18 protein-coding genes are annotated in these 22,788 nt (G+C 37.6%); 5 read left to right on the top strand and 13 right to left on the bottom strand.

Features of this window, described 5'->3' with window-relative positions; all coding sequences use genetic code 11:
• Positions 1-31: 31 nt before the first annotated feature.
• Complete coding sequence (yaaA, locus tag AC6CHI_RS03850; protein WP_498119502.1) at positions 32-811, top strand: peroxide stress protein YaaA; 780 nt, start codon at positions 32-34, stop codon at positions 809-811.
• Positions 812-938: 127 nt separating this feature from the next.
• On the opposite strand, the gene AC6CHI_RS03845 is transcribed toward yaaA, so the two are convergent.
• From AC6CHI_RS03845 to AC6CHI_RS03825, 5 genes are all read right to left on the bottom strand, one after another.
• Positions 939-1,064, bottom strand: coding sequence for a putative periplasmic lipoprotein (locus AC6CHI_RS03845; RefSeq protein WP_458891490.1), 126 nt, complete (start codon positions 1,062-1,064; stop codon positions 939-941).
• 672 nt (positions 1,065-1,736) lie between these two features.
• The gene (phrB, locus tag AC6CHI_RS03840) at positions 1,737-3,152 is read right to left on the bottom strand and encodes a deoxyribodipyrimidine photo-lyase (RefSeq protein WP_498119501.1); all 1,416 of its coding nucleotides are present in this window, start codon (positions 3,150-3,152) and stop codon (positions 1,737-1,739) included.
• Between the two features lie 138 nt (positions 3,153-3,290).
• Positions 3,291-3,773: a peptidylprolyl isomerase gene (gene slyD, locus AC6CHI_RS03835; protein WP_458891492.1), complete on the bottom strand. Its 483-nt coding sequence runs from the start codon at positions 3,771-3,773 to the stop codon at positions 3,291-3,293.
• A 134-nt stretch (positions 3,774-3,907) separates the two neighbouring features.
• Positions 3,908-5,191: an NAD(P)/FAD-dependent oxidoreductase gene (locus AC6CHI_RS03830; protein ID WP_498119500.1), complete on the bottom strand. Its 1,284-nt coding sequence runs from the start codon at positions 5,189-5,191 to the stop codon at positions 3,908-3,910.
• 126 nt (positions 5,192-5,317) lie between these two features.
• A complete protein-coding gene (locus tag AC6CHI_RS03825) occupies positions 5,318-6,628 on the bottom strand; it encodes a D-alanyl-D-alanine carboxypeptidase PBP6B (RefSeq protein ID WP_458891494.1) in 1,311 nt (436 codons plus the stop codon).
• 179 nt (positions 6,629-6,807) lie between these two features.
• On the opposite strand from AC6CHI_RS03825, the gene AC6CHI_RS03820 reads away from it, so the two are divergent.
• Positions 6,808-8,511 carry a M61 family metallopeptidase gene (locus AC6CHI_RS03820; protein WP_458891495.1) on the top strand — a complete coding sequence of 568 codons (1,704 nt, stop codon included), beginning with the start codon at positions 6,808-6,810 and terminating at the stop codon, positions 8,509-8,511.
• An 86-nt stretch (positions 8,512-8,597) separates the two neighbouring features.
• On the opposite strand, the gene uraH is transcribed toward AC6CHI_RS03820, so the two are convergent.
• Positions 8,598-8,996, bottom strand: a complete 399-nt coding sequence (gene uraH, locus AC6CHI_RS03815; protein ID WP_498119499.1) for a hydroxyisourate hydrolase — start codon at positions 8,994-8,996, stop codon at positions 8,598-8,600.
• A gap of 145 nt (positions 8,997-9,141) precedes the next feature.
• Positions 9,142-9,546, bottom strand: coding sequence for a hydroxyphenylacetyl-CoA thioesterase PaaI (gene paaI / locus AC6CHI_RS03810; RefSeq protein ID WP_498119498.1), 405 nt, complete (start codon positions 9,544-9,546; stop codon positions 9,142-9,144).
• Positions 9,547-10,011: 465 nt separating this feature from the next.
• Here paaI and AC6CHI_RS03805 point away from each other — a divergent pair, with 465 nt between their 5' ends.
• On the top strand, positions 10,012-12,243 hold the full coding sequence (locus AC6CHI_RS03805) for an NADP-dependent isocitrate dehydrogenase (RefSeq protein WP_498119497.1): 2,232 nt from the start codon (positions 10,012-10,014) through the stop codon (positions 12,241-12,243).
• A 187-nt stretch (positions 12,244-12,430) separates the two neighbouring features.
• Here AC6CHI_RS03805 and gmtX read toward each other — a convergent pair whose 3' ends face one another.
• The 5 genes from gmtX to AC6CHI_RS03780 all read right to left on the bottom strand — a co-directional run bounded on the left by gmtX (position 12,431) and on the right by AC6CHI_RS03780 (position 18,141).
• The gene (gene gmtX / locus AC6CHI_RS03800) at positions 12,431-13,102 is read right to left on the bottom strand and encodes a gamma-mobile-trio protein GmtX (RefSeq protein WP_498119496.1); all 672 of its coding nucleotides are present in this window, start codon (positions 13,100-13,102) and stop codon (positions 12,431-12,433) included.
• Positions 13,092-15,707, bottom strand: coding sequence for a gamma-mobile-trio integrase GmtZ (gmtZ, locus tag AC6CHI_RS03795; RefSeq protein WP_498119495.1), 2,616 nt, complete (start codon positions 15,705-15,707; stop codon positions 13,092-13,094). The genes gmtX and gmtZ overlap by 11 nt, the downstream gene beginning before the upstream one ends.
• On the bottom strand, positions 15,704-17,176 hold the full coding sequence (gene gmtY / locus AC6CHI_RS03790; protein ID WP_498119494.1) for a gamma-mobile-trio recombinase GmtY: 1,473 nt from the start codon (positions 17,174-17,176) through the stop codon (positions 15,704-15,706). The genes gmtZ and gmtY overlap by 4 nt, the downstream gene beginning before the upstream one ends.
• Positions 17,177-17,359: 183 nt before the next feature.
• Positions 17,360-17,542, bottom strand: coding sequence for a DNA-binding protein (locus tag AC6CHI_RS03785; RefSeq protein WP_104440833.1), 183 nt, complete (start codon positions 17,540-17,542; stop codon positions 17,360-17,362).
• 119 nt (positions 17,543-17,661) lie between these two features.
• Positions 17,662-18,141, bottom strand: coding sequence for a hypothetical protein (locus AC6CHI_RS03780; RefSeq protein ID WP_498119493.1), 480 nt, complete (start codon positions 18,139-18,141; stop codon positions 17,662-17,664).
• 93 nt (positions 18,142-18,234) lie between these two features.
• Here AC6CHI_RS03780 and AC6CHI_RS03775 point away from each other — a divergent pair, with 93 nt between their 5' ends.
• On the top strand, positions 18,235-18,441 hold the full coding sequence (locus AC6CHI_RS03775; RefSeq protein WP_498119492.1) for a helix-turn-helix domain-containing protein: 207 nt from the start codon (positions 18,235-18,237) through the stop codon (positions 18,439-18,441).
• Between the two features lie 57 nt (positions 18,442-18,498).
• On the opposite strand, the gene AC6CHI_RS03770 is transcribed toward AC6CHI_RS03775, so the two are convergent.
• Entirely contained in the window at positions 18,499-19,116 is a 618-nt protein-coding gene (locus AC6CHI_RS03770; RefSeq protein WP_498119491.1) for an HAD family hydrolase, read from the bottom strand.
• A gap of 259 nt (positions 19,117-19,375) precedes the next feature.
• On the opposite strand from AC6CHI_RS03770, the gene AC6CHI_RS03765 reads away from it, so the two are divergent.
• Complete coding sequence (locus AC6CHI_RS03765) at positions 19,376-22,627, top strand: DEAD/DEAH box helicase (RefSeq protein ID WP_498119490.1); 3,252 nt, start codon at positions 19,376-19,378, stop codon at positions 22,625-22,627.
• Positions 22,628-22,788 lie beyond the last annotated feature (161 nt).

Here is a 22,788-nt window from a genome sequence, read left to right as displayed (position 1 = left end):
TTTGTTTAATTATTTTTTAATCAGATTGTATATGCTCGCCTTAATTTCTCCTGCTAAGACTTTAGATTATGAATCTGCACTTCCAACTGACCAGCACACTTTACCAAGACTGTTAGAGCATTCACAACAACTTATAGACGTAAGTCGTAAACTGTCTGCTTCAGAAATCGCCAGTTTAATGAGTGTGAGTGAAAAAATTGCCCAATTGAACGTCGCACGCTTCCGTGATTGGCAGCCTGAGTTTAATTTTTCGAATGCACGTCAGGCCATTTTTGCTTTTAAAGGGGATGTTTATACAGGTCTAGATGCTTATGCTCTAAGCGAGCAAGATATTGAATTTGCACAAAATCATTTGCGTATGTTGTCTGGATTGTATGGTTTATTACGTCCTTTAGACTTAATGATGCCGTATCGTTTAGAAATGGGCACAAAGTTAGCGAATGCACGGGGGCATAACTTATACGAGTTTTGGGGGGATCAAATTACGCAATTGGTCAATCAAGACTTGGCTCAGGCAAATTCTGAATTACTGGTGAATCTGGCTTCGGATGAATATTACAAGGCAGTGAAAGAAAGCAAAATTCAGGCTGAAATTATTAAGCCAGTGTTCTTAGATCAGAAGAATGGCAAATACAAAGTCATCAGTTTTTATGCCAAGAAGGCACGTGGTTTAATGGCACGTTATATGATTCAAAATCAATTGCAGCATGCAGAAGACCTAAAGTCATTTAACACCGATGGATATTATTTTGATGCAGCGAGTTCAAGCAAAGCCGAACTGGTGTTCAAGCGTGATGAGCAAGCGGCTTAACGGGAATATCGGATCAAGTTGAAGATTGGTATTTGCTTCATGCAACGCCTAACTTGAAATTATTTGGATAAGCACTGATATCACTCGATTGAACTAAAAATGAAAGCCCCATTCGGGGCTTTTTCATTTATCCGACCCATCCACTTGGTGTATCTTGAATGAGGGGTTGTGTTGCTGGTGGCGGTGGGGTTACAGCACCTTGGCACCCAGCTAAGCAATAAGTCATGAGTAATACAACAAGTAGTGTACGCATAATTACCTCTTTAAAAGAAACATAATGACTTCATCTTGGGTATTTAGGGCTTCAATCGCCAATAGCATGACATCAAGTCATCGCGAGACCTGAATTGTTTCGAAACCAGATGAGCTCAACTTTCAGCTACAGTTGAGCTGCAGAGACAACCCATCATGCTCGGCTGGTGTCTTACACAGGCTTTTGATGAAAAGCCGCGGTTCGATGCCATGTATGAAAGGACACACCATGAATGAAATGGACGTGTTATTCACAACATACATAAGCGAACAAGCTGCTTTTCGATGCTCAATCAGGAAGCTGAGACATGATGTGACACTCAACGCGGACTGCAATTTAAAATTTCAAGCTCGGATGCAATATTTCCCAAAGAAATTTGGAAAACCTCAACAACATCAGCTCAAAATGACCCAATTGCCTGAAGGGCAATCTGAGTTGGGGAGTGCAGTGCATTTGGATCGGGAGTTATCCAACATGGCGATGAATTCCGTGTGAAATTGGTATAAGTAAGCCCAATCTCAACAAGAATACCGTTAGGTCGATGAATAAGTGAACTATAACATGAAATATACTGTATTTGTTGTTTATTTCTACGATCTGTAGGCCCGGTTTCATGTTGTTGGTATTACGCGAAGGTCAAGCAGCATATTGACACTGCTTGACTCGAACCGATTAAATTCCTTTAAATGCGGCAATTGCGCGGAGACGGCTCGATTTTAAATCCACGATAGGACGCGGGTATGCGAGCTTTAAATTTGGGTTTTTGGCATAAGGTTCATGAATGCTTTTGCTGTCTAAATGAGCTAATTCAGGAACCCATTGGCGAATATAGTCACCATCGGCATCAAATTTTTGCGATTGACTCACAGGGTTAAAAATTCGGAAATAGGGGACGGCATCGGTACCTGTTGATGCACACCATTGCCAACCACCATTATTGGCCGCCAAATCACCATCAATCAAATGCTGCATAAACCATTGCTCTCCCAAGCGCCAATCAATCAGCAAGTTTTTACAGAGAAACATGGCGGTAATCATCCGTACACGGTTATGCATCCACCCTGTAGCAAGCAGTTGTCGCATGCCAGCATCGACAATCGGAATACCAGTTTGACCTTGTTGCCATGCGGCTAAATCTTCAGGTGCACTGCGCCATTCAATATATTGGGTGCTGATTTTAAAGGGTTGATGTTGTGATACGCGGGGATAGTCATACAGAATATGTTGATAAAACTCTCGCCAAAGCAGTTCATCTAACCAAGTTTGCTGCCCTTCATTTTCGAGAATAAAATGACCTTGCTGGGTTCTGAATAAGGCTTGTAGACACTGGCGAATGGACAGAATGCCGATATTCAAATAAGGGGACAGCTGACTTGTACCACTTAAGTTAGGAAAGTCCCTTTCATTATGATAGTGGCTTACTTGTTGTTCGATAAAGTCATCGAGATGAGCTAAAGCATGCTCTTCACCCACAGGCCAAAGCTTTTGGACGTGCGGATCAATGAGCTGCGTATATAACTCAGCAAGTTCAGGAATCTCGTCTTCGATTGTTATAGACAGTGCTTTCTGTGCAGCGGGCGCAGGGTAACATTGTGGTAGGCTGAGACTTAAAGCTTCATAGCAGTACTTTTTAAACGCACCGAACACTTGATAAGGCTGTTGAGATTTATTGCGTATTGAACCAATCGGAAACAGGGTTCGGTCTTGGTATAGCTCTAGTGTTTTATTATTTTGTTGTAGTCGCGTTTGCACTTCGTGATCGCGTTTTAATTCATTAATTCCAAATTCAATATTGGCATGTATTTTCTCAATGGCATATTCAGTTGTTACGTCGAGCAGCATTTGCGGAATATCTTTCCATAATGCAACTTTACGAACCATTAGAGGAATGTTTAGCTGAGCGAGTTGTTGTTTTAGCGTATGCAATTGGCGGAGATAAAAATCAATTTTGACGGGTGCATCTTGATGTAATGCCCACTGTTCAGGCGACAAAATGACAATCGCGAGACAGGGACCCGTTTGTGCAGCATACCAAAGCGCGGCATGGTCTTGAATACGTAAATCTTGTCGGAACCAAATAAGTTGCATGAGCCAAATCACTGAATAATCAAGATAAAGCATTCTAAATTGAATTAAATCAAATGTTCAGTCGGCAATGTACTAAATTTGAAAAAATAGGCATAAAAAAAGGCAAAGTTAAACTTTGCCTTTTTCGATCGGTCGATCTTAGTGGTGATGACCACCCGCACCGTGTACGTGACCGTGATCTAATTCTTCTTGAGAAGCTTCACGAATTTCAACGATTTCAACTTCAAAAGTTAAGTCTTGGCCAGCAAGTGGGAAGTTTGCATCAACGATTACGTTGTCGCCTTCAACTGCTTTAACAGTAACGATTTGAACACCGTCATCAGTTTGAGCTTGGAATTGCATGCCTGCTTGAATGTTGTCAACGCCTTGGAACATTTGCGCTGGAACTTCTTGAACTAGGTCTGGGTTGTATTCGCCATAACCTTCAGCTGCAGGTACATTTACAGTGAATTTTTCGCCAACGGATTTACCTTCAAGCGCTTTTTCTAAACCAGGGATGATGTTGCCCGCACCATGCAAATATGCAAGTGGTTCACCTTGAGATTGGTCGAGAGTTTCACCCTCTGCGTTAGTCAATGTGTAGTGGAAAGAAACCACGTGGTTATTTGCAATTGCAGTCATGTTATTGATCCATTCAATTTTTAAGGGTACATCATAAAGTGAAATGCAAATTTTGTTGACTAAATTTCATCAAAAAACTGCATTTTGTACTTTTTTACGACATTTTTAAGATTATCGGGGCAGTTTAAAAAATTTCAATGCAATTTTATTTTAGGTGCGATTTTTTTGTTCATCGCGTCTTTTGCTATGAAATATGCTGTTCGAGTATAGCCATGTAAAGTCGCTTGATGCATTCGATATAAAGAAATATATAGCGACTTAGCCAACCAACCCTGTACATTGACTTGCCCCAGCAATTCTCCTACAGCTTTATGATGACTTAATGACACCAAAGCCCCTTTATCGGCAAACTTAAACATTGGCTGCGGTTTTTGCTTGAGGCGGGCCGACATGGCATCAACCAGAAAGTGCGCTTGTTGGCTGGCAACCTGAGCCCGTGGCCCCAGCACCGGTTCATTGGCAATCGGTTGGCAATGCGCACAATCCCCAAAAGCAAAAACATTGGGGTCAGTTTTGGTTTGTAGCGTGGCATAGACTTTGAGACGGTTTAAATGGTCTTTTTCAAATTCGGTCAATTGCTGGAAAACCTTTGGGGCTTGAATGCCAGCACACCAGATTTTTAAATCTGCGGGAATTGAGGCACCATGGCTAAAATAAATCTGCTGCGCATCTATTTTGTTGACGCGCTTGTGGGTTAACACCTGAATATTGGCACGTTGTAATTCATGCTGAGTATGATGAGCCATGCTTTCGGAAAGGGCTGGTAAAATACGGTCAGCTGCTTCAATCAAGGAAATTTTTACCCGTTTCGGGTCAATCTTATTCAAGCCATATTGCTGAAAAGTACGTGTGCTTTGTACCAGTTCTGCCGCCAGCTCTACGCCAGTTGCACCTGCTCCAATAATGGCAATATTCAAGTCGGGTAGAGCAGCCTGTGTTTGTGCATTCAGATACAGGGCTAAAAGTTGTTGCTGAAATTGCTCGGCTTGGGCGCGATTATCGAGAAAGTGGCAGTACTCACGCACGCCTTCGGTATTGAAGTCATTTGATGTAGACCCCAACGCCAAAATTAAAGTGTCATAGCTGAGGGAAAAATTTCGCTGTGTTTCATTGTTCGCTGTAAAAGAGTGTTCTAGCACAATACTTTTTTCTGAGCGATCTAAAGCCTTAAAGCGCCCCAATACAAACTCATAATGGTGCTGGGCAGCATGGGCAAAATAATTGATTTCTTCGGTTTGCGCATTCAGGGCACCTACTGCAATTTCATGCAGCAGTGGTTTCCAGATGTGAGTAAGATTTTGATCGACCAAAGTAATTTTAGCTTTGGCATGTTTGCCAAATTTTTCTCCCAATAAGGTGGCAAGTTCTAATCCTCCAGCACCACCACCCACAATCACAATATGATGTAGTTCGTTCATTCTTAGACGGACCTATTTATTATAAAAAAAGAAGATGGCTTAACATGCCATCTTCTTATCGGGGATGTGTTGGAATTGTTTTACAAGTTACAACAACTTACATAAACCAGACCAAAGCATTGCTATTTAATTCAGTGGATAAATTTTTAGTTTGAGTTCTTCAGTGCTGAAAAAAGGCAGGATATGCTTTAGCCAAATAAAGAAGCGCTGGAAAATATTGGCTTCATCAATTTGCACGTCATCTTCAATCGCGATGGTACGTAACAGTTGATTGTTTTGATAAACCTGAACGGTTGCCAGCTGCATGACTTTTGCTAGCGGCGCAGTCAGGGTTTGTTCATTCATTTCGACATTTAAATGTGTGCGTGTTTCCAGCACAGGCTCAATTGGACGAATACTGCCATCCCCAGTATTGAGCATAATGCGTTGATTGGTGCGGTCATAGGTGCTTAAGTCAATCGCATAAGGCTGATCATAAAGGGAGGTTGTAATTAGTTCAGGGGCTTGGGTGTGCACTTTAAACATTTTTAGTGTGGATTTGACCACAGGTAGCTCAGCAATCAGTTGCTTGTCTTTAATGGCCACTTCATTACGGGTGTAAGTGTAAGCCAAATTCATGAGGTCATGGGCAACTTCCGCGCGCTTGGCAGCACTTTTGGTACCCATCACCACCACGACCAGACGACGATTCGGTGCATCTACATTCATGGTTGGACGGTTTGCGGTTAAAGCAAGATTATAGCCCGCAGCTTTGGTATAACCTGTTTTTAAACCATCTACGCTAGGGTCTTGTTTGAGTAACAAGTTGGTGGCGTGATGATAGCGTTGATTATAAGAAAAGCTTTGTTGTTTGGAGTAGTACAAATAATTAGGCGTTTGTTTGGTAATGGCTTGAGCCAACTGTGCTAAGTCATTGGCAGATGAATAATGCTCGGGCATGGTAATCCCTGCTGGGTTTTGAAAGTGCGTGTCTTTCATACCTAATGCTTTCGCTTCTTGATTCATGCGCTCAACAAACTTAGGAATGCTGCCCGAAATACGTTCGGCCAGTGTAACCGCAGCATCATTGGCAGACATTACAATTAATCCAGCCAGTAATTGGTCTACCGAAATTTGTTCACCCTCTTTCAAATACATTTGCGATTCGTCCCACATTACCGTTTTAACGACGGGAGTCGCTGTGAGGACTTCATCTTTACGCAAATGACCTGCTTGAATTTCTTTTAGCGCAATATATCCCACCATCATTTTGGTTAATGATGCCGGCGCACGTTGCACGTGGCTATTATGTTCAGCAATTACTTGTCCAGATTGTGTGTCTAAAATCGTCCATGATTCGGCTTGGACACTCTCGGGAACCAGATTAAGAAGAGCTGCATGTGCGAAAGAAGTACACAGCAAAGCAAATAATGCGAAGAGGTAAGTGAAACGTTTCAAAGGTATTCCTATCAAGCTAATCCATCAGCAATAAACTGACAAAACTAGGGGGCATGCTATGCCTTTTTTGCGCAGATGGCTAGTCTGATTTGCAGACAAATAACACAGTTCTGCATCGGCTTTAAAAAAAATGCTAAGCTAACTGGCAAGATCAATTATTTTATTTTGAACTGCCTATTATGTTGCATTATCAAATCGAGTTTGACGATTATCGTCAGCATCTTGTGCATGTCACACTGCGTTTTTTGGCGAACCCAACTCAAGTCCTTTCTCTCCCAACATGGATTCCTGGTAGCTATCTGATTCGTGAATTCTCGAAACATATTGAATCAGTACGTGCCTATGATGAAGCAGGGCGCGTTTTAAAAATTCAGAAATTTGAAAAGAATAAATGGCGTTTATTTAACACGGATCATGAATTTATTACGGTTGAATATGATGTTTATGCCTATGATCTGTCTGTGCGTGGTGCCTATGTCGATCAGAACCGTTTATATGTCAATCCTGCCTGTGCGTGTTTGGGTTTAGAAGGTCAAGAAGATAAAGAAGTTGAAGTCGAACTGTTTCTGCCAGATGAATTAAAGCATTTTCAGTTGGCTACAGGCTTGGCATCTAAAAGTTTGGTCAAAGGTCGCTATACCTTAAAAGCGACAAACTATGCCGAATTAATTGATGCGCCATTCGAATTGGCAGAGCAAACCCGTTTTAGCTTTGAGGCAGAAGGCATTGCACATGAATTTGTGGTGTCTGGACAACATGCCATGAATGCGGAACGTATGCAGCAAGACATTGAAAAAATTTGTGCCACTGAAATTAAAATGTTCGGATCGGCACCGTTTGCCAACTATACCTTTATGACCATGGCAACCGGCAATAGCTATGGCGGTTTAGAGCATCCAAACAGTACCAGTTTAATTATTCCGCGCAATGATTTACCGAAGGTAGATGAACCGCAAGAACCGTCTGAAGATTATCAACGCTTCTTAGGCTTGTGCAGCCATGAATATTTCCATTCATGGTTGGTGAAATTTATTCGCCCTGAAAACTTAGTTAATTATGACTTGAATAAAGAAAGCTACACTACGCTGCTTTGGATCTTTGAAGGCTTCACCTCCTATTATGATGATTTGATTCTGTTGCGGAGTGGTGTGGTATCGCAAGAGTCTTATTTAAAACTGCTTAAGACCCAGATTGACCGTTACTTGCAAAATCCGGGTCGTCATGTGCAAACCGTGGCGGAATCTAGTTTTGATGCTTGGGTGAAGTTTTATCGTCAGGATGAAAACTCAAATAATGCAGGCACCAGCTACTACAATAAAGGGTGCTTAGTGGCTCTTTGTCTGGACTTAGGATTGCGTTTACGTGGTTCAAGCTTAGATGCCTTAATGCGTAAATTATATGAAAATGCACAAAAAGGCATTGCAGTGAATGAGCGGACGATTTTTGAAATCTGCCAAGAGCTGACGGGTGACAGTTGGGTTGAGCAGATCAACCATTTAATTAATACCGTTGATGAGTTGCCGCTGGATCAATTATTCCCTGAGTTTGGTTTAAGTTATAGTTTGAAGAATGACAAATCATTGCCATTTGGTATGAAAGTCGTCGATAAACCGGAAGGCGTACTGATTCAGCAAACCCGTCGTGACGGTGCTGCTGCTAAAGCGGGGCTTTCTGCGAATGATGTGATTCTTGCGATTGATGGCTTGAAAGCTAGCGAAAAGCTGTTAGCTCAATATGCAAAACGTAACGACAGCTTTAGCATTTTTGCTTTCCGTCGTGACGAGTTAATGCAGTTTGAAGTTCAAGGTGGCGAAACGGACTTAACAACTGTAGAGCTTAAAGTGGAAGATCAGGCGAAAGTCGAGGCTTGGTTAAAAGCTTAACGCAAATACCATAAATCAATAAAAAGCCAATGCGTTAACGCATTGGCTTTTTCATTTGTGACTAAACTGGATGTGCTAAAGAGCCATTAGTTGCCTCGATAAGTGGAATAACCATAAGGGCTGATGAGTAGGGGAATATGGTAATGCTCCAGTGAACCATCAATCACGAAGACCACAGGAACTTCTGGAAAAAATGAACGTTGATTCTTTTGGCGAAACCAGTCACCTGTTTTAAAAGTGACTTTATAAATGCCTTTCTGTAAAGCGCTATCTTTGGGATAAAGATCGCTAATCCGTCCTTGTTCATCTGTGGTGCCCGAACTAATTTCAGTCCATTGATTATTTTGCTGTGCTTCCAACACAACTTTGACGTTTGCAGAAGGCAAGCCATTTTCTAAGTTGAGTACATGCACACTTAATGGGTTCTGTGCCAAGCACAAAGAAGAGAAACCCAGTCCAACAAGTGGCAGTAAAAATTTAACCATCTGATTGATCCTCAAGCTTAAAAGGGTTTTAGTTTAAACAATCAGGTGAAATTCAACATTTCAATATGTAACCATCATTCAAGGACATAACTCATCCGAATTTATGCGCTAAGTGGCTGCTCTGATTAAACCCTTTATTGAGCGGTTACTTTTTTGAGGGAATGAGTATGCGAGAAATACCACGAAACTCAGCAATTGTTTCCTGTTTTTGATTGACTACTTGAATATCATAAAATTCAGAACGTCCAGCTTGTGAACGCAGTTCGGCGGTTGCGGTGAGTGTGTCGCCAATGTGCCCGGGTTTAATATAGCTAATATTACAGTGCTGCCCGACAGCAGGGTAATCACCGGTATTGCAAGCAATGGCAAAAGCACCATCGGCTAAAGTAAAGATAATCCCGCCATGACAAGTCCCATGTGCTTGGGTATGCCGTTTTTCGATGGTTAACTCGACTTTGGCATAGCAGGTATGGTGTTCAACTAAACGGATGCCAAGTTCTTGCATGACTTGATCATTGTGAAATAAAGCCAGTCCTTTTGCGGTTTCCATTATTCTGTCCTTTATGATACGTTTTAATTATTTAAAATATGTAAGATGAATCATAATTAGCATCATCATGCAGCCTGATCAAGTTGTTTTGATAAAAATTGGAAATTTGAAAGTTCAACCAATATTCAAACTGAATACGGAATTGAACAGTTTTAGAACAGATGAATTTATTTGATTGTCATATATTGGATTTAATATAAGCATGAGCCGCCAAGGCGAAGCTTAATCCTTGAGCAATCTAATTACATCTGCTGATCAGAATCTAAGTGGTTGACTTTCAAAACTGTTTAAAAATACCACACAGATTAGGTGGTATTTTCTTACGAAATGTCGTTATCACAAGATATATCGTTGACTGGGAAGCGTTGAAGGCCGATACTCTCAGGGTTTATTTAAGCAATCGGTTCGTAGGACTGGATCAAAAGTCTGGTTCTCTAAAACTCAATTTAACACAAGGGGCTATATATGGCTGGTGGAAAGTCAAACATCATTTACACACTGACTGATGAGGCGCCATTGTTGGCGACTTATTCGCTACTGCCGATCATTGAAACCTTTACTAAGCCAGCTGGCATCGAGATCACCAAAAGTGATATTTCTGTAGCATCACGCGTGCTTGCAGAATTCGCTGACTATTTAAGCGACGAGCAGAAGGTTCCAAACAACCTCGCAGAATTAGGTCGTCTTACACAAGATCCTGACACGAATATCATCAAACTTCCTAACATTAGTGCTTCTGTTGCTCAGTTAATTGCATGCATTAAGGAACTTCAATCTAAAGGTTTTGCGATTCCTGACTATCCAGAAAATCCTACGACTGAAGAAGAAAAAGCGATTAAAGCACGTTATGGTAAATGCCTTGGTTCTGCTGTAAACCCAGTATTACGTGAAGGTAACTCTGACCGCCGTGCGCCTGCTGCAGTAAAGAATTACGCGAAAAAACACCCGCACTCAATGAGCGAGTGGAAGCAATGGTCTCAAACTCACGTTTCACACATGGAAGAAGGTGACTTCTACCATGGCGAAAAATCGATGACGCTTGACCGCGCGCGTAACGTGAAAATGGAATTGATCACCAACTCTGGTGAAACGATCGTTCTTAAGCCAAAAGTTGCGCTTCAAGATGGCGAAATTATCGATTCAATGTTCATGAGCAAAAAAGCACTTTGTGACTTCTACGAGAAACAACTCGAAGACTGTCGCGAAGCGGGTATTTTGTTCTCGTTGCACGTTAAGGCAACAATGATGAAAGTATCGCATCCAATCGTATTTGGTCACTGCGTTAAAATTTATTATAAAGATGCATTTGAAAAGCACGGCAAATTATTTGATGAGCTAGGCATTAACGTAAACAACGGTATGGCAGGTCTTTATGAAAAGATCGAAACTTTACCGACTTCTTTACGTGAAGAAATCATTGAAGACTTACATGCATGCCAAGAACACCGTCCTGCTTTGGCGATGGTAGACTCTGCAAAAGGCATCACCAACTTCCATTCTCCAAACGACATTATTGTTGATGCATCTATGCCTGCAATGATTCGTAGTGGCGGTAAAATGTGGGGTGCAGATGGTAAGCAGTACGACTGTAAAGCCGTAATGCCAGAATCTACATTCGCGCGTATTTACCAAGAAATGATCAATTTCTGTAAGTGGAATGGTAACTTTGACCCTAAAACGATGGGTACAGTGCCAAACGTAGGCTTAATGGCACAAAAAGCTGAAGAATACGGTTCACACGACAAGACTTTCGAAATTTCAGAAGCGGGTATTGCCAACATAACTGACCTTGACACTGGCGAAGTGTTGATGAGTCAAAATGTAGAGCAAGGCGATATCTGGCGTATGTGTCAGGTGAAAGATGCACCGATTCGTGACTGGGTGAAACTTGCTGTAACTCGTGCACGTAACTCTGGTATGCCTGCAATCTTCTGGCTTGACCCGTACCGTCCACATGAAAATGAACTTATCAAGAAAGTACAAAAGTACTTGAAAGACTACGATACAACTGGTCTTGATATTCAAATCATGTCACAAGTACGTGCAATGCGTTATACGCTTGAGCGTGTAGCTCGTGGTTTAGACACGATTTCTGTAACTGGTAACATTTTACGTGATTACCTCACTGACTTGTTCCCAATTATGGAATTAGGTACTTCTGCGAAAATGTTGTCTATCGTGCCGTTAATGGCAGGTGGCGGTATGTACGAAACTGGTGCTGGTGGTTCTGCGCCTAAACACGTACAACAGCTTGTTGAAGAAAACCACTTACGTTGGGATTCTTTAGGTGAGTTCCTTGCATTAGCAGTTTCTTTGGAAGAGTTAGGCATTAAAGAAGACAACGCTCAAGCGAAACTTCTTGCGAAAACTTTAGACCAAGCGACTGGCAAGTTACTTGATAACGACAAGTCTCCATCACGCCGTACGGGTGAGTTAGACAACCGTGGCAGCCATTACTACTTAGCGAAGTACTGGGCTGAAGCTTTGGCTGCTCAGGACGAAGATGCTGAGTTAAAAGCGAAGTTTGCCCCACTTGCAAAAGTACTTGCTGACAACGAAGACAAAATCGTTGCTGAGCTTGCAGCTGTTCAAGGTCAAGCGGCAGATATCGGTGGTTACTACGCTGTAGATCCAGCGAAAGTAAATGCTGTAATGCGTCCAAGTGCTACACTTAACGCTGCGCTTGAAACTGTTTAAGTTTAGCAAAATCGGCTATTAGTCGATGATGTGAAAAAGCCGATGATCACCTTCTATCTAGTTAAATTTATATAAAATTAGGTTAATTTAAAATTTTATATTATTTTACAGTTAGTTAGGTTGTATCGGGTTTTATATGTATATAAAAACTCTATATATAAAAAAGGCTGGCATATTGCCAGCCTTTTTATATTTCAGCTAATATTTTTTGTATAGCAGATACAAATCCTGACTTAAATAATGATCGTCCATTTTCGTCCTTAATCGAACCCAATTTAGAAACCACCCAACCTTTGTTTAGAAGATTATTTACGTCAATAGCATCGCGAAGCGCTTCGATTTCACTGTTGACCAATATGCCAGTTAACGCAGGTATTATTTCGACTTGTTGCTGTACTTGGCCTGCTGAAAAAGCGCGATTTGGTCTCATATCAACAATCACTTCTGTTTGTTGTTTTAGAATATGGTTCTCAGCTTTGAGCTTTTTCTTTTCAGCAATGATTTGACCGAAGACTGCTCTCATGGCTGGATCATCTAGTTTCTTCAATAACTCCATGTCTGATGAGACTTCATTCTTTCGCGAATGGCGTACGGGAGGCTTTTTCAGTGAGGTATCTGCCTTAATTGCCCATTGGTTTATTAAAGTACGGAAATGTACGCCTGTTTTATTACGAATACTAACGTCACCAACCCCACCTTGCATTTTAGATATCCGTCCAATTGTAGCTATCGAATAATCTTGCCCACCGTTATTAAAATGCTTTTCGAGTAAATTGTTTAATTTCTCTAATGATTCTTGAGTACGTTTGCTTTTATCCTTTTTAAGAATGTCCAGAAATAGCTTCATATCAGAATTCATTCGAAGGTTCTCCACGATGATTACTGCTAACTAAAGAATTTAGTGAAAAACTATTTATAGGCATATTTAAATGCTTCTCTAAAGTTTTTATTCCAAACTGAAGTAGTTGATGATTTTGTAATAATTGATCAAATTCTAAATAGGATACAGTTTTTTGAAAACTTTCAAGTTTATTGGTAGATTCAATTTGTTTCGTCATAGCGCGAATCATAGCGTTAGCTGCAATTAATTGTTGGTCCTGATCAAGTAATAATAAATGGGGTAAATAACCATTTCGAATCATTATCTGACTCAAACTCCGAGTTCTTTCCTGAATTGCAGAAGTTTTTTTCAAGTCATCTAACAAATCAGGATATATTTCAGCATCTTCACAAAGTAAAGAAAGATGTAATAGCTCTGATGTTGTTTCAATAAATCCAATTTTTATATCTTCTTGCGAACCAACGGCTACCAACTTTATTTGATGTTCATCTTCATTTCTGTTTTGTTCTATTTCAACTAAACGCCGAATGAGGTTGAATGTTGCTATCCAATCTTTTGTGTACTCATCAGATTCAACTAACTGTTTCTGATGGCGTCTAGTAAGAGACTGTAATTCATGATGTTTTACAAATGGTTTATTCTGCAACTCAGCTTCATATTTTAGCTCCTCGAGACTCTCTATATCTGCCTCTATTTTTGCTGCTAAATTGGCTGCATTATAAGCTTTATAACTCATAAAATTGAGATGAGCATTGAGTGCTGGAAGATAACTAGCATCGGTAATAAACCATCTACATCTCACGCAATTTTCATTACTGTGACCAACATTACGATGAATATTTTTGGAAAAATTTGTGGAATCTTGAATTAATTCTCCACCATTCCAACAGCCTGCGATAGATTTTACCTCATCAGTCATTACATTATTACCTCCAGCCAAGCAAAGTCCATGGTGTCTCAATTCCCACCCGATTGGATTACGATTCGCTAATATTGACCTAATTGATGGTTCATGATGAAAGGCCATTTTGGATTCAATTTGGCGTAGTTCAGCATCTTTTAAAAATGTACGGATACTTTCTTCAGATTTATTTTCCAATACTTTTGTTGCTTCTGCCATTTTCTCCTGCATGACTACAGGTGTTAATTTCGTATAATAAATGGTCATTAGCATTCTTGAATGACCTGCCAAAAGTTTAGAAACGATAGGAAGTGGTAATTTAGCTTCTATTAAGTAACTTGTAATAAGTGATACTCGCAAACTATGCAACGGAAAGTGAGTTCTAACTTTTGTATATTTATGGTTTTTATCATAATGATGTACTAGTTGAAGTGGTATATCATTGGGAAGTGTATCGCCACTATTTGAGAGATTATTTTCTAATTTCTCTAATAATTTATACCAAATCAAAGGAATGCTAGCGTCTGGAATCGGTTTGGTTCTATCCTCATTAGAATTTGCTGTTGCATCACGCATTAAAAAGCAACAATGTCCCATACTTGCTAAGTAAGCCTTTGATCTTAAATCTTTTGTGTGTTTTATTCCTAAAGTCGTGCAATCAGTAGGGGCTAGAATAGGATTATATTTTTCTTGCCAATTTCTTAGCTTTTCAAGCCAGTATATTAGAACTTCATGTTGCCATGGAATTTCGTAGCCTCGTTGAAATTCATCTTTGTTTTGATCTGCTGTTTTATTTGTATTGATATATAAACCTGTTGCTTCCAATCCTGTAATATTGTCTTTGAACCGTCGAAATATGCCTTTTGAATAACTATTAAATACATATTTACACTTTGTATTTTTAACCCATTTTCCTTTTTGATAGCGCATACTATCTGCTTCACCACTATCCAACATGCGCACTTGATATGTTCGAAGAGGAAGTTGTAATTTAACAAAGAGAACCATTGCTGCTACTGGCGACCATATTTTGTAAATGGTTACAGGTTTTTTGTTACGCACTACTGTTTCACACCGCCAAACACAGTCTTCATCATTCTTATCTATAAGATTTTCATCAACTTCAAACCAACCTATTGCCGCAGTCGATCTAATTCCACTCAGACTTTGTGCCCAATTCCAGTTTGAAAAACTTCCAGATGGTTTAGGACATAAAATTTCACTGAGACTTTGAATATAGCGATACGGTAAAGGACTATGAACTGTTTCAGTTAGTGATTGTTTTATTTTTAGTTTTTCAAGAGGATTTGTATAAAGATAGATCTTGCCACCTTCATTCCTATTCTCCAAAAAATGATTATCCAATATCCAGTCTATAAATTCAGATGTAAAGTTAATTATTTCTATAGTACTTCTATTATCTAAACGATTGGTATTTTTCATGATTGCTGATTTAAATTCATGACTAGAAGCTTTCCAACCACTTTGGTCTCCAGCTAAAAATATAACGATATCAGTACACCACGGAACAGTCTGCATGAGGTATTTATCAAAAAAAACACATAGTGCATTTAGCCTGCCTGCTGTAGATATATCTTGTATTTTCATCCATTCTTCAGCTAACTCTCGCCATACATTTAGTTTTCTGCCATATTTTTTAGTTAACCATTGAAAAGTTAGATCGCTTTTTCGACCTTCAGGTTTGGATATTTTCATTCTCATTTGTGTTTTCCAAATTTAGGATTCTTGCCAGCGAATAAGTTATATGGATCAATATCATCGAACCCATGCTGTAATAAAACTTGCCAACTGGGAGTACATGTTTCCTCATTAGCGTTTGATGGATTCAAAAGCTGTTCTGTTGCCACAGTGAGAGCTTTTGTGACTTCTTTCAGCGAAGGAGTCGTATAGACCAATTGAGATTCTATTGAAGAATGATGTAAGCATTTTTTGATAATTATGGCCTCTACGCCTGCCCGACTTAAACGCCGACCATAAGCATGCCGGTGAGAATGAGGAGATAGTCCATCAGATTTGGAAACGTCTAGACCAATACGCTTTAGAGCGCGTCGATAATTATCATGGAATGCATTAAGCGTGTATGCTTTACCTATATGTTGATTATGGAAACTAATAAAAGCGTATGGATGATTACGCTCAATACAGACAATGTATCGCGTATATTTATTCCAAGCTTTAGCAAAGATTTCTCCAAATTGAATTGGAAACCAATGTATTTCCAAATATGAATCTTTATTATCTGTTAATCGATTTTTCCACCCAACATTCTTTTTTCCACTTAAGTGATTTCGTGGAGTCAAAGCATACTTTTCTAATAGGTAAGCAGCTCTTTTTGTTTGATTAGATCGTCCACGCCAATTATTTGGAGCTCGACCCTCTTCAGGATGATAGATGCGGACTTTTACACTATTATTGTTAAAAGGATCAATTAATACATCTTCAATCCAGAGATGGAGTGCCTCTGACTCACGTAATCCACCTCCATGCATTAGCAACAGAATAAGTTGATCACGTAGAGCAACACGGCAGTCTAGTGCTCCACCAAGACCTTTAAAATAGAATTCTTCAAAAATATTTTCAGGAAATTCTATTGCATCATGAATTTGTTTACCTAAAGGTTTTCTACGTTGTATGCTACGTGCATAGCGAGCAGTTGAATTTATATGTTTATCTTTAATATGTCCTAAAAAATCATTTTGGTTTTTACGAAACCATGCTGCATAATTTAACCGCTGAGTATGACTATCTGCTTTAATGAATGGATTCATTAAAGTGGATTTATGATTCTCAGCCATCCAATCCGTTAATTGAGTTAGAGCATAAATATATATTTGAGCAACTTGCTTACTGTTAGGTAACCAGTATAGGCCTGATGGATCTAATCCCTCTGCACTGATCGTACCTGAATATAAACAACTACTAAAATTTTCAAACATGATTTGAGGTGTAGAAAATCCATTCAGATTTGCGGCCATATACTCTAAGAGCCGCTGGGTAGCTCTAATAGAATTATTAATGGTTGATAGGCTCTTTCCGTCACGTTTTAATTTTAAAACAAAATCTAAAAATGGCTGGATAATTTCATTATTTTCATCGATTAAAACAGGAGTTTGTATAAAAAACCCTGTGTCATTTTGTATTATTTTTGCTGTTACTTTGACAGTTCGCATATGACACTCTCTAGCTTTATATAAAATAAAAAGGCAGAAAGCACCTTAGACATTGCTTAATTAAGCAATGTCTTTTAGAATGAAAATGTCTTGAACGACCAAGTAATAGACATTTTCATAAAGACCCATCCTATGTATGGGTCTTTATGCTTTCTGGAAAATAAAAAATTAGATTAATTCATTTTACTCTTCCTTAAGTCCCAACCGAACCGCAATTTTATGGCTTTCTCCACGAAGTGGAACACGATTCATTTTTAAAACTCTATAAACAAGTTCAGGTGAAAAATTATTCTCTTTAGCCCAATCTGAAAATGTAATTCCTTTTGAATGAAATTCATTTTTTATTTGCTGAACAGACTTAACCATATTAGATCAATTTAAAGGAAATTAGATGAAAGTTATATAAACATTTCTACAGAGTCAAGCTGAAAAACATTAATTTAATATTATGTTTTTACTGGATTATTTTTATTGTTATAAAGTTTTTAATTTAAAATATTATCCATTAAATTAATATTTGAATTAATATATTTAATATCACTCTCTAGTTTTTCCTTATGACTAATAAAATATTTCTCTAATGTTTTATCATCTTTTAATAGTGATTTTATAAAATTAATATTATTTTCTTTATCTTTTATTTGAACTGATAACTCTAGCTTTTTAGTATTAAAAAGTCTTTCAAGTTTTTGTTTTTTATTTCGATCTCTGAGTTCATTCAAGCGGGGAGTTTCCTTATAACTAAATGAGGTTTTGGTTGATTTTTCTTCATCAATTTCCAGATACTTACACTCCAATAGTACTTTCAGACCAGCATACATCTGACCTTTGTACCATGTAGTCTTATAACATTCCCCAAGTTTTATTTTTTCCCAAAAATGTCTTGCTCGCCAATTATTAATTTGATGGTTATCAAAAATTTCTAAGAATTCATCATATAATGGTAATTTAACGTTTTTCTTCACAACTTAACTGCCCAATCACAAAAGAGGATTATAGTCCGTGGATATATAGTCCTCAATTGGTGATATTTCTGTTTTTTGAGCAATTAGTTTCAAATGTCAGAATTATCAGTGGTGATTGGTCAATTAATCCGCACCAGACGAACACGAAAAAAAATCACTCAAGAATCTCTTGCACTTCAATGCGGGATTGATCGTAGCTATATGGGGCGTATAGAACGTGGTGAAGTTAACTTAACTGTTGAAAAGCTTTATGAGATTTCAAATGCTCTAGAAATATCAGCAAAAGACTTACTCCCGTGAAATTAATGTGTTTCAGAGCATTGATTAATCATATCTAACTTTTTAGAGAGCTATCGATTACTGTTGTTTTAATAACAAATCACGCAGTACATCTGCAAGGTTTTGCATTTTATTCCGTTCAATTAATCTCGCTGACATACCTAAAGAAATGGGAACTTCCACATCTAAAATAGGATTATCACCTATGAATAAAGCCTCACACATTTGGCAATCTAATTTAGTTCGTAACGTTTCATAAATATTTATTTCTGGTTTTATTGCATCAACCTCGTAGCTTAATACAAGTACATCAAATAAATTCTTTGGAAGAATAGTTTTAAGCTTATCACCATAAGGTTTTGCTAAGTTTGAACATAAGGCAATCTTAAAACCAAGATCCTTAAGTATTTGAAGAGTTGGAATTACATCTTCAAACAACATAATCGTATTCAATTCAAATTGAAGATCATGATTTATTTCTTTTAATAATTCTGTAGGAAGAGCTTTTCCAAAGAGCACTGCCAGTTCCTCAAAATCCAAGTTATTCGACATGATGATACTGGCATCATTTGTAGTGGGTTTTCTTCCATTGTCTTTCAACCAATTCATAAGTCTACGATACGGATGTCGACTTTCACCAATTTTTACAAGTGTTCCAAATGCATCGAAAATTATCACTTTAGGCGTTTGATTCATAGTATTAAGCGACCACAATAAAAAATGAAAAAAGTAAGTTGATTATGATTTTGTTTTAAATTTCACGTAAATGCTAGCATCTATAGTAGTTTAATTTTATTTTTGTTGCTTTTTTCATTATTTAATAAAACTTTCTTAGATATAAATGGATTGTATTCAAAACCTAGTTTTAGAGAAGTCTACATCCAATTAATAGTTGTTAACTTAATAATTTTACTATATAAATATTTTATTACTTAAATTTTGTGAAATTAGTCACATGACAAGAATAATCCTAAAACTGCCTCAGTATGAATTAGCAAGAAAAAAAATTGCATCAAATTATATGCAACAAATAGGATTTCCTGAAACGATTATAAATGCTTCTATAGAGCTTGACACTGAAAACAGAAATTACTGGAAAATTTTAACTGAGCTAGATAAACCTTTTGATATTATTTATATCAAACAATGGAATAAACGAACCGAACCAATTAATGATGTTCCAATATTAAAATTATCGACAGATATTAATTTAGAGTCGATCAATGAGCATACTAAGCTTTCATGGATACAAGTTCCTCTTTCCCCGTTATCACCAGCAGAAATAGTAGCAAGCTGGGGTAACCTATTTCAGTATAAGCAAGATGATCCAACTTCAGGGTTAAAAGGTCTTAGGCCTCCTCAAATTGGGGCTTTACATGCAATAGCTTCAAAATTTACTTCTAAAAAAGATTTTACCCCACTAACTGTTATTCTTCCGACAGGAACAGGTAAAACGGAAACCATGTTAGCAACAGTTGTTTCCCAACAATGTTCAAAAGTGCTTATTGTTGTACCGTCAGATTCACTACGCCAACAAATTTATAAAAAGTTTGCTACTTTTGGATGTTTAACTGATTTAGGTGTTATACCCAAAACTATAAATTATCCTGCTGTTTTTTTGGTTAAGCATGGTTTAAAAACTGAGAGTGAAGCAATTGAAATTATTGAATCATCAAACATCATTATTGCTACAGCTTCAATTTTAAACCATTCATCTCAAGCAGCTAAGTTAAAATTATTTGAGCTTTGTACACATTTATTTATTGATGAAGCACATCATGTTGCTGCTTCAACTTGGAATAATATTCGGCAGAATTTTAAAGAAAAGAGAGTTGTACAGTTTACTGCGACTCCTTTCAGAAATGATGGTAAAGACTTAGGTGGAAAAATAATTTTTAATTACAGTCTTGGCGAGGCACAGGAAGATGGGTATTTTAAAAAAATAAGTTTAAATCCAATTAAAGAATATGATTTAAAACAGTCAGATATCTCTATAGCTAATAAAGCTATAGAACAACTTAGATTTGATATTTCACAAAGTTATGATCATTTGGTTATGGCAAGAGTTAATGAAAAATCTAGAGCTGAGGAATTATTAGCGATTTATGAATATCTAGCGCCTGAGTTGAACCCTATTGTTGTCCATTCAGGTCTAACATCATCACAAAACAATCAGAAGTTAGAACAGCTTAAAAGTAGGCAGTCACGGATAGTAATTTGTGTAGATATGTTGGGTGAAGGATATGACCTTCCAAATTTAAAAATCGCGGCATTGCATGATCAACACAAAAGTTTAGCTATTACATTACAATTTATTGGTCGATTTACACGATCTTCAAGTAATACTCCAATTGGAGATGCTTCTGCGATTGCTAACATTGCAGATGTTGAGATTCAGGGAGGTTTACAAAAGCTATATGCACAAGATGCAAATTGGGATTTAATTCTTAAAAGATTGTCAGAAGAAAGAATTAATAATGAAATTAAACTTCAAGATGTTATTGATTCCTTAAGAGGTAATGGTGGGCTAGATAAACAAATCTCTTTATGGAATTTACGACCATCTTGTTCAGCTATGCTATTTAAAACAGAATGTCAGGAATGGAATGTTAGTTCGCTTGAAAACTTGAATTTAAGATTTGCTCAAACATGGCATGCCATATCGGATGAAGACAAAATCTTAATTATTTTAGGAGTTAGAAATACTCCAGTGAATTGGGGAAAGTTTGAAGATATTGATGACACCAATCACTATATTTTTATTCTAAATTGGGATGAGGCAAGAGAAGCAGTTTTTGTTTATTCGAATGATCATGATGCATTCAAAACGGAAGAACTAGTCAAAGTTATTTGTGGTGAGAATACTATTCAAATTACTGGTGAGACTATTTTTAAAGTATTAGATAATGTTCAGCTTCCTTTAGTTAAAAATCTAGGATCATCACAAGTTGGAGCAATTAGTTTTACACAGTTTTTTGGCCCAAATGTTACGGATGGTTTATCGCAAATTGAAAAAAGCAGTTCTGAACTTAATAACATCGCTGTTTTAGGTTATGAGAATGGAGATAGAGTGGTTTGGGGATGCTCGCAAAAGAAAGGAAAGATTTGGTCTCCTAAAGCAGGGAATCTTATTGATTGGCAGGAATGGAGCCAAAATGCTTGGGATAAAATTCATTCTGAAGATCAATTAGATGTAAATAATCTAGTTAAAGACTTTCTAAAACCTATACGAATTAACAAAGCATATGAATATTACCCTTTATTTGCGGAATGGGGTGAAAACCTACAGAATGTATTCGAAGATAAAGTAGATATTTTGTTTGATCAGACAGAAATTCCTTTATTTTTAGCTGATCTAGAAGTTATTAAGGATGACTCAAAGCAACTTTATATAAAAGTCTATACAGAAGATCTCTTTGGTATATATCGCTTAAATATCTCAGATCAATTTACCTCAGGCTACATGTATGAGCATGTTGAAGGAAGTGTAATATCTATTAAGACTCATAGTTCAACTATTCCTTTTGAAGAAAAAATGGTGAAAGATCCTGTTAGGATCCACTATGTTGATGGTTCAATGAGTTACAACTGTTATTTGATTCAAATAAATTTAATAGACAATACATTTGATGTAGATGGTTTGAATCAAATTAACTGGACTGTAGATATAACTAAAGAATCAATGGGGAAAGCTCAAACTAGAGATACTGTCCAATATCAAACTTTGAGTATGATTAAAGATCAATTTGAAATAATAATTAATGACGATGGCAGTGGTGAAATTGCTGATCTTGTCGCTTTGAAGCAAGAGAATAACGAAATAATTTTAAGTTTATATCATTGTAAATATTCAAGTTCACCTGAAGCTGGCCGCAGATTAGCCGATCTGTATGAAGTTTGTGGACAAGCCCAGCGCTCTATACGTTGGAAACATGCTGGTCTAAAACACTTATTTAAACATATCAATGGTCGTAATAATAAATGGCTATCTGAAGGTTTTAGTAGATTTGTAAAAGGTGAATTAGCTGACTTAGAAAAATATAGAAATATGGCAAATACGATGCCAATTAAGTTGGAGGTAACAATTGTTCAGCCTGGCTTAAGTAAATCAGTTGTTACCGATGAGATATCAAAGTTATTGGCATGTACTGAATCGTACATAAAGAAAACGACAAGAGCTGACCTAAAAGTTTGGTGTTCGCTATGAGTCTTGTTTCAATCTAATAATTGAAATGGACTAAATGCTTTATTAATTTGAACGATTGATTTAACAATATGAAAAATGGAATCACTTTTTTTAGTGACTTATTTGATCATCTTCTACTCTATTTTTTTGTATTTTATGACTAATTGGAAATAAAATATAAA

This window comes from Acinetobacter sp. GQ146 (assembly GCF_059758585.1).
Note: the sequence above shows the minus strand (reverse complement) of the source record. Positions and strands in the feature narration are given on the sequence as shown.